This window comes from Arthrobacter sp. APC 3897 (genome assembly GCF_030407495.1).
Taxonomy (GTDB): Bacteria; Actinomycetota; Actinomycetes; order Actinomycetales; family Micrococcaceae; genus Arthrobacter_B.
Genome location: NZ_JASDDG010000025.1, coordinates 55,845 through 71,024, shown reverse-complemented (window position 1 = coordinate 71,024; position 15,180 = coordinate 55,845). Strand labels below are relative to the sequence as shown.

Annotated in this window: 12 protein-coding genes; all 12 read right to left on the bottom strand. The window is 65.1% G+C overall.

What is annotated here, in order from left to right; translation table 11 throughout:
* Positions 1-709, bottom strand: a 709-nt coding sequence (gene tsaD, locus QMA10_RS12920) for a tRNA (adenosine(37)-N6)-threonylcarbamoyltransferase complex transferase subunit TsaD (protein ID WP_290168923.1), incomplete at its 3' end; no start/stop codon positions are given.
* Positions 706-1,176, bottom strand: coding sequence for a ribosomal protein S18-alanine N-acetyltransferase (gene rimI, locus QMA10_RS12915; RefSeq protein ID WP_290168922.1), 471 nt, complete (start codon positions 1,174-1,176; stop codon positions 706-708). The genes rimI and tsaD, both read right to left, overlap by 4 nt.
* A 38-nt stretch (positions 1,177-1,214) precedes the next feature.
* Positions 1,215-1,883, bottom strand: a complete 669-nt coding sequence (tsaB, locus tag QMA10_RS12910) for a tRNA (adenosine(37)-N6)-threonylcarbamoyltransferase complex dimerization subunit type 1 TsaB (RefSeq protein WP_290168921.1) — start codon at positions 1,881-1,883, stop codon at positions 1,215-1,217.
* 69 nt (positions 1,884-1,952) lie between these two features.
* Entirely contained in the window at positions 1,953-2,531 is a 579-nt protein-coding gene (tsaE, locus tag QMA10_RS12905; RefSeq protein ID WP_290168920.1) for a tRNA (adenosine(37)-N6)-threonylcarbamoyltransferase complex ATPase subunit type 1 TsaE, read from the bottom strand.
* On the bottom strand, positions 2,528-3,694 hold the full coding sequence (gene alr / locus QMA10_RS12900) for an alanine racemase (RefSeq protein ID WP_290168919.1): 1,167 nt from the start codon (positions 3,692-3,694) through the stop codon (positions 2,528-2,530). Before alr ends, tsaE begins: the two co-directional genes overlap by 4 nt.
* 90 nt (positions 3,695-3,784) lie before the next feature.
* Positions 3,785-4,831: an L-glyceraldehyde 3-phosphate reductase gene (gene mgrA, locus QMA10_RS12895; protein ID WP_290168918.1), complete on the bottom strand. Its 1,047-nt coding sequence runs from the start codon at positions 4,829-4,831 to the stop codon at positions 3,785-3,787.
* A gap of 3 nt (positions 4,832-4,834) precedes the next feature.
* Entirely contained in the window at positions 4,835-6,589 is a 1,755-nt protein-coding gene (gene treZ / locus QMA10_RS12890; RefSeq protein ID WP_290168917.1) for a malto-oligosyltrehalose trehalohydrolase, read from the bottom strand.
* Positions 6,586-8,925, bottom strand: a complete 2,340-nt coding sequence (gene treY / locus QMA10_RS12885; RefSeq protein ID WP_290168916.1) for a malto-oligosyltrehalose synthase — start codon at positions 8,923-8,925, stop codon at positions 6,586-6,588. The genes treZ and treY overlap by 4 nt, the downstream gene beginning before the upstream one ends.
* Positions 8,922-11,111 carry a glycogen debranching protein GlgX gene (gene glgX, locus QMA10_RS12880; RefSeq protein ID WP_290168915.1) on the bottom strand — a complete coding sequence of 730 codons (2,190 nt, stop codon included), beginning with the start codon at positions 11,109-11,111 and terminating at the stop codon, positions 8,922-8,924. The genes treY and glgX overlap by 4 nt, the downstream gene beginning before the upstream one ends.
* A gap of 95 nt (positions 11,112-11,206) precedes the next feature.
* Entirely contained in the window at positions 11,207-12,775 is a 1,569-nt protein-coding gene (locus QMA10_RS12875) for a bifunctional ADP-dependent NAD(P)H-hydrate dehydratase/NAD(P)H-hydrate epimerase (RefSeq protein ID WP_290168912.1), read from the bottom strand.
* 9 nt (positions 12,776-12,784) lie between these two features.
* Positions 12,785-13,135 carry a holo-ACP synthase gene (locus tag QMA10_RS12870; protein ID WP_104052706.1) on the bottom strand — a complete coding sequence of 117 codons (351 nt, stop codon included), beginning with the start codon at positions 13,133-13,135 and terminating at the stop codon, positions 12,785-12,787.
* A complete protein-coding gene (glmS, locus tag QMA10_RS12865) occupies positions 13,135-15,030 on the bottom strand; it encodes a glutamine--fructose-6-phosphate transaminase (isomerizing) (protein ID WP_290168910.1) in 1,896 nt (631 codons plus the stop codon). Before glmS ends, QMA10_RS12870 begins: the two co-directional genes overlap by 1 nt.
* Positions 15,031-15,180: the final 150 nt, after the last annotated feature.

Here is a 15,180-nt window from a genome sequence, read left to right as displayed (position 1 = left end):
AGCGGGCCACAGCGGTCTTCAGCCCGGAAAAGGACCAGTCATAGCGGTGCGGCCCGGGCTCGTCGGCGGAACCCATGTACTTGGGCTGGGTCAGTCCGCGGGGGAAGCGGATAGCCTTGGGGTTGCCTTGCCGGGCCAGCTTGTCGATGGCCGGCCCGCCCGGATAACCGAGTCCGAGGATCCGGGCAACCTTGTCATAGGCCTCGCCGGCAGCGTCATCGATGGTCGATCCGAGCAGCTGCACATCACCGGTCAGGGACTTCACGCGAAGGATCTCCGTGTGACCTCCGGATACCAGCAGGGCACCGAGGTTGTCCGGGAGGGTTCCGCCGTCGAGCACCCCCACGCCCACATGGGCCACCAGGTGATTGATCGCGTACAGCGGCTTGCCCGTGGCAACGGCGAGCGCCTTCGCGGCGCAGACGCCCACCATCAGTGCGCCTGCCAGTCCCGGTCCGGAGGTCACGGCGATCGCATCCACCTCATCCAGTGTCACGCCGGCCTCGTCCAAGGCCTGCTGCAGCGTAGGCACGAAGGCGTCCAGGTGTGCACGGGAGGCGATTTCCGGAATCACACCGCCAAATCGGACGTGCTCATCCATCGACGAGGAAACGGTGTTGGTCAGCAACGTGTCGCCGCGGACAATTCCAACGCCGGTTTCGTCACAGGATGATTCGATGCCAAGCACCAGGGGTTCGGCGCGGTTCATTTCGGGTCCTTCGTTGTTGCGTGCGGGGACCCGTTCCAGGCGGATAGGTCCAGCCGCATGATGAGTGCGTCGGCGCCGTCGCGGTAATAACGCGGACGAATGTGGATCTGTTCGAATCCGAACCAGCGGTAGAGCCGCTGGGCCCGGGGGTTGTCCGCCCGCACTTCCAGCAGCACGTCGTCGGCGCCGCGGACTTTCGCTTCTTCGATGAGCGTGGTCAGGAGTGCCGAGCCGATGCCGGCGCCTTCGGCCCCGGGCGCGACGGCGATGGTCTGCACGTCGGCTATGGGCAGCACGCACATCAGCCCGGCGTAGCCGATCACTTCGCCGCTGCCGTCCTGGGCAACGTAGTAGGAGCGGGTATCCGTTTGGTTCAGCTCGTCGTAGAACATCTGCAGCGGCCATGCGTCAACCGGGAACAGGGACCGCTCGAGTGCATCCACGGCGGCAATGTCGTCAACGGTCATGGCCCGAATTGTCGCGGGCACGGCACCGGTCCGGCCGGTCACAGTGCGCGCTTCCGCGGGCCGGGCACCTTGGCATCGGATTCACGAAGGTACAGCGGCGTGCTGTCCAGCAGTGGAAGGCCGCGGACCAGCCGCACGACGGCGGTGCGTCCGAGGGTTTCGGCGGTGGGCTGGGTGCCGGCAAAGTCAGCGACGCCGCGCAGGACCTCCGGGTACAGCCCGGCCCCGGCACCATAGGCCGGCAGGTCCGGCACCTCGGCGGGATCGCTGACGAACGGCCCGGCCAGAAGCTCTGGTGTTCCTCCGGTGCTGCGGTAATGCGCCCAGTAAACTTCCCTGCGCCGGGCATCGGTCGCCACAACAAACTCGTCGACCCCCACCCGCCAGGCGTCCAGGGCTGCGTCGGCTGCTATGGCGTCCAGGCTCATCACGCCGTGAACGGGCTTCTGCCAGGCGAATCCGAGGGTACGTGCCGTGGCAATGCCCGAACGGAGCCCTGTAAACGGTCCGGGTCCAACTCCCACCACCACGGCGTCAATGCCGGCGGAGGTGACTCCCGCTGTTTCGAGCAGGTTCTGAATACCCGGAGCCAGCACTTCTGCGTGGGAACGGGTGTCCTGCGTGGCGAACGCGGCCAGGGTCTCCCCTTCCCCGGTCAGCAGTGCCGCACTGGCAATGGCGGAGGTGTCAATAGAGAGAATAAGCACGGTTTCTATTTTACGTCTCCTTGAGCCCCGCTCTTTCCGCTGCCGGCCGGGTCAAAGCCTGCCGACGGCTCAGGAAAGGCGGTTGTCCTTCCACCGCGTGCCGTACGCGGCGAACCGGATCACCCGTTCCTCGTCCGGATCGTCGTCGTACTCGAAGCTCAGCCCGGCGGCCCCGTCCTGTTGCCGTGCAGCGGGGGACTCACCCGCGCCGGCACCCGTCGGACGCAGGAGCGTCACCTCAAGGCGGCTCTCAGAGAGATGCTCCACCAGGCCCCTTCCCCACTCGACTACGGTGACGGAGGTATCCATCGTGTTTTCCAGGTCAATGTCATCGATCTCACCGCTGGAGCCGAGCCGGTAGGCATCCACGTGCACCAGATCCGGTCCGTCCGCCAGGCTCGGATGGATGCGCACCAGCACGAAGGTCGGGGAAATGATCCCGGGACGGACTCCGAGTCCGCGGCCCAGGCCCTGGGTAAAGGTGGTTTTGCCGGCACCGAGTTCGCCAGTGAGCAGCAGGAGATCACCGGCTGCCAGCCGGCGTCCCAGCCGCTCGGCCACAGCCTGCGTCTGCAGGGCATCCGTGGTGCGGATTTCTTCTTCCCAGACGGGTTCCGCCGCCCCGGTGCCTGCGGTCTCGCCGCTCATAGCCCGGCCTCCCCGGAGTCGGTGTACCTGCGCTGAACACGGGAACTGATGCGGGTGATGATCTCGTAGTTGATGCTTCCGCAGGCCTCTGCCCATTCATCCACGGAAGGCATTCCCACGCCGCCGAACAGCACCGCTTCCCGCCCCACCAGATCCTTGCCTGTTCCTGCAATACCCGTGGCTTTGAGGTCTATCACCATCTGGTCCATGGCTATGCGGCCGACCACCGGGTAGACGTTGCCGTCCACCCAGACGGGGCCGCCGGTGCCCACGCGGGGAACGCCGTCGGCATAGCCCAGGGGAACCAGCGCAAGCGTGGTGGGCTCCTGCGCGGCGTACTTGAGCCCGTAGGAAACGCCCTGCCCGGCGGGGACCTCCTTGCAGTTGGCGATGGTGGTCTTCAGAGTCATGACCGGGCGCAGGCCCAGCTCATCGGGTGACTGCTCCGGAAAGGGCGAGAGACCGTACATGCCCAGTCCAACCCGCACCATGTCAAAGTGGGAGTCAGGACGGGAGAGCGCTGCGGGAGTGTTGGCGATGTGCCGTACTTCGTGGTCCACGCCGGCGTCCTCGGCAACAGCCACGGCCGTGCGGAACTTCTCCAGCTGCAGGTCGGTCTCCGGCCGTTCAGGCTCGTCAGCCACGGAGAAGTGGGAGAAGATCCCGACGACGCGCAGCAGCCCCTCCTCCTGGTAGGCCAGGGCCCGGCCCACGAATGCTTCCCATTTGTCCTCTGGGCAGCCGTTGCGTCCCAGTCCGGTGTCGATCTTCAGGTGCACCCGTGCCGGAATCTGCAGTTCCCGTGCAGCCTCCACGACGGATTCCAGTTCCCAGCCCGAGAGCCCCAGGTCAATGTTGGCAGCCACTGCCTCGGTAAAGGGCGTGTCCACGGTATGCAGCCAGGCCAGGACCGGGGCTGTGATGCCGGCGTTTCGCAGAGCCAGCGCTTCGGAAATATGGGCAACACCAAGCCAGGTAGCTCCGGCTTCCAATGCTGCGCGTGCCACCGGCTCCGCGCCGTGGCCGTAGGCATCAGCCTTGACGATTGCCATTACGCGGGCAGGGCTGGTGAGCCGGACAATGTGGCGGATGTTGTGCCGCACGGCGGCCAGATCTATGAGGGCGATGCGTTCAGCAGGAGGAGGTACTAGTTGGTCGTTCACCAGACCATTCTTTCATTTCCCGCACTGTACCGGTGCCGGCCGGGGCGCCCGGGAGGCTGCAGCAGGTGGAACCGGCTGCAGCCTCCATGGTTAGGCGTCCAGAGCCGCGGCCCACAAGTTGATGTTCGAATCCACCGCGTACTCGTCAATGGCAGCCAGTTCCCCGGGAGTGAAGTTCAGGCGGTTCACTGCCGCAAGGCTGTCCTCAAGCTGGCGGACGCTGGAGGCCCCCACCAATGCCGATGTGACGGCACTGCCGGCGGACTGCGGCCGCAGAACCCAGGCAATAGCCATCTGGGCCAGCGTCTGGCCGCGGGATTCCGCCAGCTCATTCAAGCCCCGAACCCTCCGCAGGTTGTCCTCGGACAGCTGGGACTTCGCCAGCGATTTCCCGGCGGCGGCGCGGGAATCCCCGGGCACCCCGTTCAGGTACTTGCTGGTCAGCAGACCCTGTGCCAGCGGGCTGAAGGCGATGGAGCCCGCCCCAACCTCCTCCAGCGCAGCGAACAGGTTGGGGTCCCCCTGCTCAACCCAGCGGTTCAGCATGGAGTACGAGGGCTGGTGAATCAGCAGCGGAGTTCCCATCTCACGCAGAATCCGTGCAGATTCAACGGTCTTCTCCGGCGAGTAGGACGATATCCCGGCATACAGGGCACGGCCGGAGCGCACGGCAGTGTCCAGGGCCCCCATGGTCTCTTCCAGCGGCGTCTCAGGATCGGGACGGTGGCTGTAGAAAATGTCCACGTAGTCCAGGCCCATGCGTTCCAGGGACTGGTCCAGGCTCGCGAGCAGGTACTTGCGGGAGCCCCAGTTCCCGTAGGGACCGGGCCACATGTCGTAGCCCGCCTTCGAGGAGATGACCAGTTCATCCCGGTAGGGCCGGAAATCGTCCTTGAGATGGCGTCCAAAGTTGGTTTCCGCCGAACCGTAGGGCGGTCCGTAATTGTTGGCCAGATCGAAATGGGTCACACCCAGATCAAACGCCCGGCGCAGGATTGCACGCTGGGTCTCGAAGTTCTTGTCGTCGCCAAAGTTGTGCCACAGTCCAAGCGATACAGCGGGCAGCTGCAGCCCGCTGCGTCCGACGCGGCGGTAGGGCATGGAATCGTAGCGGTTTTCCGCAGCAATGTAGGTCATGGCTTACATCCTGCCATTCGATGCCGCGAGGACGGCAGCGCCGTAAGCGGGCAGCTGCACACCGTCTTGATACAGCTCCGCGGGGGCCGTTTCCAGCAGCAGCTGCGGAGAGCTGAAGGGAAGGGGAATCTCCCGGGAATCCGCCGCGAAGTTCAGTACGACGGCGGTTTCTCCACGCTGCAGGACAAGCCACCGGCCCACTTCGTCGAAGTTCGCCCTGACGCTGCGGAAGTCCGGGTCCACCAGATCGGGACGGTCTCGTCGGAGCTCAAGAAGCTGCTGGTATAAAGCATGCAGCTTCGCGTGGTCACCCTCTTCAACCTCGGACCAGTCCAGCTTGGAATTGGCGAACGTTGAGGGGTCCTGGGGGTTGGGTACGGTGTCCGGGTCCCATCCCATCCGCTCAAATTCCCGCAGCCGGCCTTCCGCTGTTGCCTTACCCAGCTCCGGCTCGGGGTGGGAGGTAAAGAACTGCCAGGGCGTGGAGGCACCGAACTCCTCACCCATGAAGATCATCGGCGTAAACGGGGAGGTAAGGTTCAGCACTGCGGCAAGCGCCAGCTGCGGATAGCCCAGGCTCGCGCTGAGTCTGTCCCCGGCTGCCCGGTTGCCAATCTGGTCGTGGTTTTGGATGCAGGTCACAAGCTGCCGGGCAGTGATCACGTCTTTGTTGATGGGCCTTCCGTGGGTACGGCCACGGAAGGAGGAGAAAGCGCCGTCGTGGAAGAATCCGTCGCAGAGCACCTTGGCCAGGGCGCCGAGCGAATCGAAATCTTCGTAATAACCGCCGTTTTCCCCGGTGAGGTTGGTGTGTGCGGCATGGTGGAAATCGTCAGACCACTGGCCGTCCAGACCGTAACCGTTCAGGTTCCGCGGACTGATCAGCCGGGGATCGTTCAGGTCCGATTCAGCGATCAGGAACAGCGGCTTACCGAGGTCGCGCGCGCACTTTTCAGTTTCCTGCGCCATCTCTTCCAGGATGTGGACGGCGCGCTCATCGTGGAGTGCATGCACCGCATCCAGGCGCAGTCCGTCCACGTGGTAGTCGCGGAACCACATGAGCACGTTGTCGACAATGTACTGCCGGACGGTGTCAGAGAGCGGGCCGTCCAGGTTTACCGAGTCGCCCCAGGTGTTGGACTTGCCTTCGGTCAGGTACGGACCGAACATCGGGAGGTAGTTGCCGCTGGGTCCGAGGTGGTTGTACACCACATCCTGGATAACCCCGAGTCCTGCCTGATGCGCGGCGTCAACGAACCGCTGGTAAGCCTCCGGGCCGCCGTAGGTTTCCTGCACGGCGTACCAGAGCACGCCGTCGTACCCCCAGTTGTGGGTTCCGTTGAAAGCGTTCACCGGCAGCAGTTCCACGTACCGGACGCCCAGGTCCACCAGGTAGTCGAGCTTGCCAATGGCGGCGTCCAGGGTGCCTTCCGGCGTGAACGTGCCGATATGCAGCTCGTAGATGGCACTGCCGTCCAGGCCCGGCGATTTCCAGTCCGCATCATGCCACTGGTACAGGTCCGGATCGAAAGTGCGTGACAGTGCGTGGACGCCCTGAGGCTGGCGCCGGGACCGGGGATCCGGAACCGGCGTCTCGGCGCCGTCAATCAGGTACCCGTAATCAATGTCCGCGGTGAGTTCGGCGTGCTGGGCATGCCACCAGCCGTTTTCACCGCGGCTCATGGACAATTTGCGGCCGTCGGCCAGCAGCGTCATCGTGCCGGCTTTGGGCGCCCAGACGTCGAAATTCGTCCTCATTCGCCGTCCTCCCTAACGAGTAGTGCCACCGGATAGATGTCAAACAGTTCCGCGGCCGCCAGCCGGCCGCTGCTTTCAAGCACCCGGCCGGTGAGCACGTCACGGTAGATTCCCGCATCGAGCACGACGGCTGTGTCCCGCCATCCGCCGGCACGTTCCAGTCCGAGCGGCAGCCGGGTGACAGCCGCAATGGCTCCGCCACGGTCGAAGGCAAAGAGATGCCCGGATGCCGGACCTTCCACCGCCACGGGGATGTAACGGTGAAAGAGTTCCGGGCGCCCGCGCTTGAGCTGCAGCGCGCGCATGGTGACGAGCAGCTTGGCGGCTGCTTCTTCATCCAGGTCCGGTGCCTGCCCGGTGCCGCCGGCCAGGGATTCGGCAACGGCGCGGCGCCGGACGTAGTCCACCTCGCGCCGGTTGTCCGGATCCACGAGCGACCGGTCCCAGAACTCGGTGCCCTGATAGACATCCGGAACCCCGGGCATGGTCAGCTGCAGGAGCTTTGCAGAAAGGGAATTCGAGTAGCCGGCGCTAAGGATCCGCTCCACGAGCCCTTCAATGCGGGCGGTCACCTCCGGGTTGTCGAAGGCCGCGTCAACGGCGGCGTGCATGCGCTCTTCGAACCCGGCGTTGGGTGCCGTCCACGCGGTGCTGCTTGAGGCTTCGCGCGAAGCCTTTTCAGCGTAGGCATGGGCCCGCTCACGGCTCAGCGGCCAGGCCCCGACGATTGCCTGCCACAGCAGGTTGGCCATGGGCACGTCTCCCATGGGGGCCGCAGATTCCAGCGCGGTGAAGGTTTTGCTCCACTCGCCGGGAATCTCCGAGAGGACCGAAATCCGGGCACGGGTGTCTTCACTGCGCTTGGTGTCATGCGTCGTCAGCGCGGTCATGGCAGCGGGCTGTTCCAGCTGCCGGTGCAGCATCCGGCTGTGCAGGTCCGACGGCGTCACTGCGAAATGCGCCGGATCCGCTCCCACCTCGTTCAGCGACGTCAGGCGCGAGTACCGGTAGAACGCAGTGTCTTCCACGCCCTTGGCCATCACCATGCCGGAGGTCTGCTGGAAGCGCACCGCAAGCTCGCCCAGTGCCTGCAGGGAAACGTCCTTCGTTTCCCCTGGCTTCAGGGGATTCAGCAGTCCGCCCAGGGTAGTCAGGGCGGCAGCGAGATCCGGCCGGTGCACCGTGGCCGTGATGACGGCCTCGGTCAAGTACTCTGCCCCGTCCGGGAGGTAGCTGCGGTACACCGGGAAGCATGCCAGCAGTTCCGCGAGTGCGTCCGCCGCGGTCTCCGGGTCCAGCCCGGAGTCCGCCGGCAGCAGCCGGACCAGGCGCTGCACTTCGGAGTGCAGCAGCTGATCGGCGATGCCGCGCTTGGTGCCGTGAATCATGTCCGCGTACGGTTCCACGGGCACCATGTCCGTCAGGGTGGCCTCGCCTGCCGGGTCAGCGAAGAGCCGGTCGATGTCCGCCAGCGCGTCGTAACCGGTGGTACCTTCTGTTTCCCAGTTTCGGGGCAGCTTCTCCCCCGGTTCCAGGATCTTCTCCACCAGGATGTAGGCACCTCCGGTCAGCTTCCGCAGCCGGGCCAGGTAGCCCTTCGGGTCGGCCAGCCCGTCCGGATGGTCAATCCGCAGTCCGTCCACGAGTCCTTCATCAAACCAGCGCTTGATCTCTGCGTGGGACTCGTCGAAGACCCACGGCTCCTCGACGCGGATTCCGGCGAGAGTGTTCACACCGAAGAAGCGGCGGTAATTCAGCTCGTTGTCGGCCCGGCGCCAGTTCACCAGTTCGTAGTGCTGGCGGGCGTGGACGTCCACTGCCGAATCACCCTCCGACGCGGTTCCCTGCGCCACCGGGTACCGGTTGTCGTAGTAGTGCAGCTCGTCGTTGACCAGCTTCAGCTGCTCCAGCTCGTTGTCTCCGTCGCCCAGGACGGGCAGGCGGAGTTTTCCGCCTGCTGCGTCCCAGTCAACGTCAAACGCTTCGGCGTACCGTGAACCGCGCCCTTCCTTCAGGAGCGACCACCACCAGGTGTTCTGCGCCGGAGTGGCAACCCCCATGTGGTTGGGCACAATGTCCACCAATACCCCCATGCCGGCGGCATGGGCGGCGTCGGAGAGGGCCTTCAGGCCTTCCGCGCCGCCGCGGGCCGGATCCACCGCCGTCGGGTCAACCACGTCGTACCCGTGGTCCGACCCCGGTTCAGCGGTCAGGATCGGTGAGAGGTAAACCCAATCGACGCCCAGATCCTGCAGGTACGGGACCAGCTCGGCGGCGTCAAAAAGCGTGAAAGAGGGCCGGATCTGCAGACGGTAGGTGGACAGGGGTGTCCTCATACGGCGGCCTCGCCGCTGTGCTGCTTGGAACCGGCCAGCGCTGCGAGGGAAGCAGCCACGGAGTGGTCATGCTCTTCCTCCGCTTCGTGGGCACGCAGGACCACCATGGACTTGGCCGCGATGGTGATTTTGGCGTCCGCCGGGATGGAACCGGAATCGGCAAACTCACCGGCGGTGTCAATGACCTCGTCCCACATGGGGGCGTATTCGCGCGGGGGCAGAGTGACCTTGACTGCTTCATCGTGGGCGTTGAAGTACATCAGGAAGTTCGCGTCGGTGATCCGCTCTCCGCGGGCATCGCGTCCGCGGATCCCCTGCCCGTTCAGGAAGACACCCAGTGACCGGGCCACGGGGGCGTCCCAGTCATCCTGGTTCATCGGGTTTCCGTCTTCGCCCAGCCACACGATGTCCGGCAGCGCTTCGCCTTCGCCGCGGCGCACGGGCCGGCCGTCGAAGAAGCGGCGGCGGCGGAACGTGGGGTGCTCGGCACGCAGGGTGTTGACCGCAGCGGTGAATTCGAGGAGCGGAGTGTCCATGTTCTCCCAGTCGATCCAGCTCAGCTCCGAGTCCTGGGCATAGGTGTTGTTGTTGCCCTCCTGGGTGCGGCCCAGCTCATCACCGTGCGCAATCATGGGAACGCCCTGGGACAGCAGGAGCGTGGCCAGGAAGTTCCGCTGCTGGCGGGCGCGCAGGGACAAGACCCCGGGATCATCGGTGGGACCCTCAGCTCCGCAGTTCCAGGAGCGGTTGTGGGATTCGCCGTCGTTGTTGTCTTCGCCGTTGGCCTCGTTGTGCTTCTCGTTGTAGGAAACGAGGTCACGCAGGGTGAAGCCGTCATGGGCGGTGACAAAGTTGATGGACGCCACCGGACGCCGGGCCGAGGATTCGTAGAGGTCCGCAGACCCGGTGATGCGGGAGGCAAACTCGCCCAAAGTGGACGGCTCTCCGCGCCAGAAATCGCGCACCGTGTCGCGGTACTTGCCGTTCCACTCGGTCCACTGCGGCGGGAAGTTTCCCACCTGGTAGCCGCCCGGGCCAATGTCCCAGGGCTCGGCAATCAGCTTCACCTGGGAAACCACCGGGTCCTGCTGGACCAGTTCGAAGAAGGTGGAGAGCTTGTCCACGTCATAGAACTCGCGTGCCAGGGTGGAAGCGAGGTCAAAGCGGAAACCGTCAACGTGCATTTCGGTGACCCAGTAACGCAGCGAATCCATGAGCAGCTGCAGCGAGTGGGGGTTGCCAACGTTCAGCGAGTTGCCCGTGCCCGTGTAGTCCATGTAGTAGCGCTTGTCGTCTTCGACCAGGCGGTAGTACGCCTGGTTGTCGATGCCGCGGAAGGACAGCGTGGGGCCCATGTGGTTGCCCTCAGCCGTGTGGTTGTACACCACGTCGAGGATGACTTCGATTCCCGCCAGGTGCAGGGCACGGACCATGCCCTTGAATTCCTGGACCTGCTGGCCGTCATCGCCCGTGGCGCTGTACGTGTTCTGGGGCGCAAAGAAGCCAATGGTGTTGTAGCCCCAGTAGTTTGACAGGCCCTTTTCCTGCAGTGTGGAGTCATTGACGAACTGGTGCACCGGCATCAGTTCGATGGCGGTGACGCCCAGTTTCTGCAGGTGTGCGATCACGGCGGGGTGCGCTACGCCGGCATAGGTGCCGCGCTGTTCCTCGGGAACATCGGGGTGGCGTTCGGTGAGGCCCTTGACGTGGGCTTCATAGATAACCGACTGGTGGTACGGGATTTTGGGCTTGCGGTCGCCGTCCCAGTCGAAGAAGGGGTTGATGACTACGCCCATCATCATGTGCGCGGCGGAGTCCTCGTCATTGCGGGAGTTCTCGTCACCGAAGTTGTAGCCGAACAGTGACTGGTCCCAGTCGATTTCGCCGGACACTGCCTTCGCGTAGGGGTCCAGCAGCAGCTTGTTCGGGTTGCAGCGGGTCCCCTGGGCCGGATCGTTGGGCCCGTCAACACGGTAGCCGTACTTCTGCCCGGGCATCACCTGCGGCAGGTAGCAGTGCCATACATAAGCGTCCACCTCGGTGAGGCGGACACAGGTCTCGACGCCGTCATCGTCAAACAGGCACAGCGTGACGGACTCGGCCACCTCGCTGTACAACGCAAAGTTGGTGCCGTTTCCATCGTAGGTAGCGCCCAGCGGATAGGCGTCTCCCGGCCAAACTTCCATGTAGAGCTCCTGACTAGTTCCAGATGACAACAAGCAAAAGTGGTATGCCTACTTACTTTTTACCCCAGACGGGGCAAAGCATTAAACGGGACCGATTACCACTCCCTCTTTTTCGGCCGCCGGCAGGGACGTCTTTGCTCGTCCCGAACGGCTGCCAGCTCCCCCAACACGGCCCGGATGGCTGCCGGGAGCGCTGACGGTTCCAGCGGTCCGGCCAGGGCGGCGAGGCTTCCGGCCCTGCCGTGGATACTGGCTGCGGCTGCGGCAAGTTCGGCGTAATACCCCGGCGGCGGCTGTGAAGCATCGTTCCCGTGACGCTGGCTGGTGGCAAGCAGGGCGCCCAGGATGCCCGCCAGGGTGTCCCCTGAACCGGCTGCCGCAAGCCAGGGCGTGGCCTCCGCCTGGCTGTACGTTTCGCCCGCGGGTGATGCAATGATCGTGGCCCAGCCCTTGAGCAGCACCGTGGCCCCGGTTAGTTCCGCCGCGCGGCGGGCGTATCTCAGGGGGTCGTTTTCAACCTGTTCCCGGGTGACCCTTTCCCCCAAACGGGCCAGGAGGGCGGTGAGCTCCCCGGCGTGCGGGGTCAAAACCACCTGCGGGCCCAGCCCCGGCTCCACTGAGGAAAGGGCGTCAGCGTCAATGACTGCGGGCAGCCCCGAGGCCATAGCCTCCAGGGCCCGGCGCCGCTGGTCTTCATCCGTTCCGGCTCCCGGGCCGGCCAGCCAGGCCTGCACATGTGCAAGGGGAACGGTTCCGGTGGCGCAGACGGCTTCCGGATGAGCGATGTTGATGAGCCTGCAGACCGGTTCCGGGCCAAGATAGCGGATCATTCCGACGCCGGTGGCCAGGGCGGATCCGGTGGCCAGTACTGCGGCACCGGGATAGGTTGCCGAGCCTGCCGCAACACCAAGGACACCGCGGGAATACTTCTGATCCGTTTTCTGCGGAGCCGGCAGCAGGCGGATGAGATCGGCGGCCTCAAGCCGGCGGACTGCCGGCCCCGGAACGGGTCCAAGGCCAATATCGATGATCTCGATCCGGCCGGCGGCCGCCGCACCGGGCCCGGCCATCAGACCGGTTTTGGCTGCGCCGAAGGTCACCGTGAGGTCGGCAGTGAGATGTTCGCCGTCGGCCCGGCCGGTGTCGGCATCCACACCGCTGGGCAGGTCACAGGCAATCACCAGCGGGCGGGGGCTGATACCGGAGGTGAGGACGGCGAAGGCACGGGCCAGCTCGGCTCCGGCTCCCCGCAGACCGCCTTTGCCTCCGGTGCCCAAGATGCCGTCAATGACCGCATCCGACTCAGCACACAGGCGGGCACACTCCGCAACACCGGAGGAAAGGTCCGCGGTTCTGCCCCCGGCGGACCGGAAAGCGGCCAGTGCCTGTGGATGGGAGACAGCAGAAGTAAGGACCGCCGTCACTGCTGCGCCGCGGCGGGCCAGCCTGGCCCCGGCGAAGAGGGCATCACCGCCGTTGTTGCCGGCCCCGGCGAGCACCGTGACATGCGCGCCGTACACCGAACCGCGCCGTTGCAGCAGTTCCCGGGCGCAGGCAGCGTACAACCCGTACGCTGCCCGCTGCATCAGTGCAGGTCCCTCTCCAGCCTCGAGCAGGGGTTTTTCAGCGGCCCGCACAGCGGTGCCGGAGTAGGCACTGATCATGCCTACAGACTAACTCTCGGCAACCACCATTGCAGTGGCAACATCGCCGTCGTGGCTCAGGGACAGATGCCAGACCCGCACACCCTTGGCCTCCGCGGCAGCGGCCACCGTGCCGCGCACGCTGACGGCGGGGGCACCGGCGGCATCGAGATCCACCTGGCAGTCCTGCCAGTTCATGCCCGCCGGTGCTCCGAGAGCCTTGGCAACCGCTTCCTTGGCCGCGAAGCGGGCTGCAAGGGACCGCAGGTTCAGTTCACGCTCGGCCGGAACGAAGAGCCGGGCACGCAGCCCGGGGGTCCGTTCCAGCTGGCGGCCGAAGCGCGGCACATCCACAACGTCCACGCCGATTCCAACGATCATTACTCGACCGTGACGGACTTGGCGAGGTTACGGGGCTGATCCACGTCGAAGCCCTTGGCCGTGGCCAGTGCGCAGGCGAAGATCTGCAGCGGAACGGTTGTCAGCAGCGGTGCCAGCAGCGTGGGCGTTTCCGGCACATAGAACACGTGCTCGGCGTAAGCCTTCACTGCGTCGTCGCCCTCTTCGGCAATGACAATGGTCTTGGCACCGCGGGCGCGGATTTCCTGGATGTTGGAAACCACCTTGGCGTGCAGCGAATCGCGGCCGCGCGGGGAGGGAACCACCACGAAGACCGGCTGGCCTTCCTCGATCAGGGCGATCGGACCGTGCTTGAGCTCGCCGGCAGCGAAGCCTTCGGCGTGGATGTAGGCAAGTTCCTTCAGTTTCAGGGCACCTTCCATGGCCACCGGGAAGCCGACGTGGCGGCCCAGGAACAGCACGGACTTGGTGTCCGCCATCAGCTCGGCCAGCTCCTTGATCTGCCCCGAGTTGTCCAGCACCTGCTGGATCTTGGCGGGAACCTTGGCCAGGTCCGTCAGCAGGTCCTTGATCTCGCCCTGGAACTTGTCGCCGCGCAGCTGGGCGAGGTACAGGCCCAGCAGGTACGCGGCGGTGATCTGCGCCAGGAAAGCCTTGGTGGAGGCCACGGCGATCTCCGGGCCTGCGTGCGTGTACAGCACGGCGTCTGACTCGCGCGGAATGGTGGAGCCGTTGGTGTTGCAGATGGCCAGGACCTTGGCGCCCTGTTCCTTGGCGTAACGGACGGCCATCAGCGTGTCCATGGTTTCTCCGGACTGGGAGATGGCGACGATGAGGGTGCGGCTGTCCACGATCGGATCGCGGTAGCGGAACTCGTGGCTGAGCTCCACCTCCACGGGGATCCGGCACCAGTGCTCAATGGCGTACTTGGCAACCTGTCCGGCGTAGGCGGACGTACCGCAGGCCAGGACCATGATCTTGTTGATGCCCTTGAGCTCTTCGGGGTCGATGCGCAGCTCGTCCAGCGTCAGGCGGCCCTCAATGTCGGAGCGGCCCAGCAGGGTGTCACCAACGGCCTGCGGCTGATCGTTGATTTCCTTTTCCATGAAGGACGGGTAGCCGCCCTTTTCCGCGGCAGCGGCGTCCCAGTTGACTTCGAATTCCGTTCCCGAGGCCGGGTTGCCGTAGAAGTCGGTGATCTCCACCGTTTCCGGGGTGATGGTGACAATCTGGTCCTGGCCCAGCTCCACGGCACGGCGGGTGAAGTCGATGAATCCGGAAACGTCCGAGCCCAGGAAGTTTTCGCCGTCGCCGAGTCCCACCACGAGCGGGGAGTTGCGGCGCGCCGCGACGACGACGTCGGGCGAGTCGGCGTGGATGGCCAGGAGCGTGAAGGCACCTTCGAGACGGCGGCAGGCCAGCTGCATGGAAACAGCCAGGTCTCCCCCGCCCTCCCCGCGGTAGATGGCGGCCAGCAGGGCAGCGGCTACTTCGGTGTCGGTTTCGGAGAGGAACTGAGCTCCGGCGTCCAGCAGTTCGGCTTTGAGTTCCGCGAAGTTCTCGATGATGCCGTTGTGGATCAGCGCAAGGCGCCCCTCATCGGCCAGGTGCGGGTGTGCGTTCTCGTCGGTGGGCCCTCCGTGGGTTGCCCAGCGGGTGTGGCCAATGCCGGTGGTTGCCTCGGGCAGCGGTGCAGCCGTCAGCTCCTCCACCAGGTTGGCAAGCTTGCCTGACTTCTTCCGGGACTCAATTCCGCTGTCAGTCAGCACTGCCACGCCGGCGGAATCATAGCCGCGGTATTCCAGGCGGCGCAGGCCTTCCATAACCACATCAAGGGCACCGTGTTCATGACTCTTGACCTGCTCTGCGGCGGCGGCACTGGGGCGGCGGCCTGCATATCCAACGATTCCACACATACGGCTAAGACTACCGGCAACTGCTCTTGCAACGCCAAAGCCGAAACGGGTCCCGGGGCTCCACCACGCGGCCGGGAGCTCCGTTTTGGATTGGGTGCGCGGCAGGGCAGAATCATAAAGTGAGCGACCGAACATCAAACACAGGTCAGA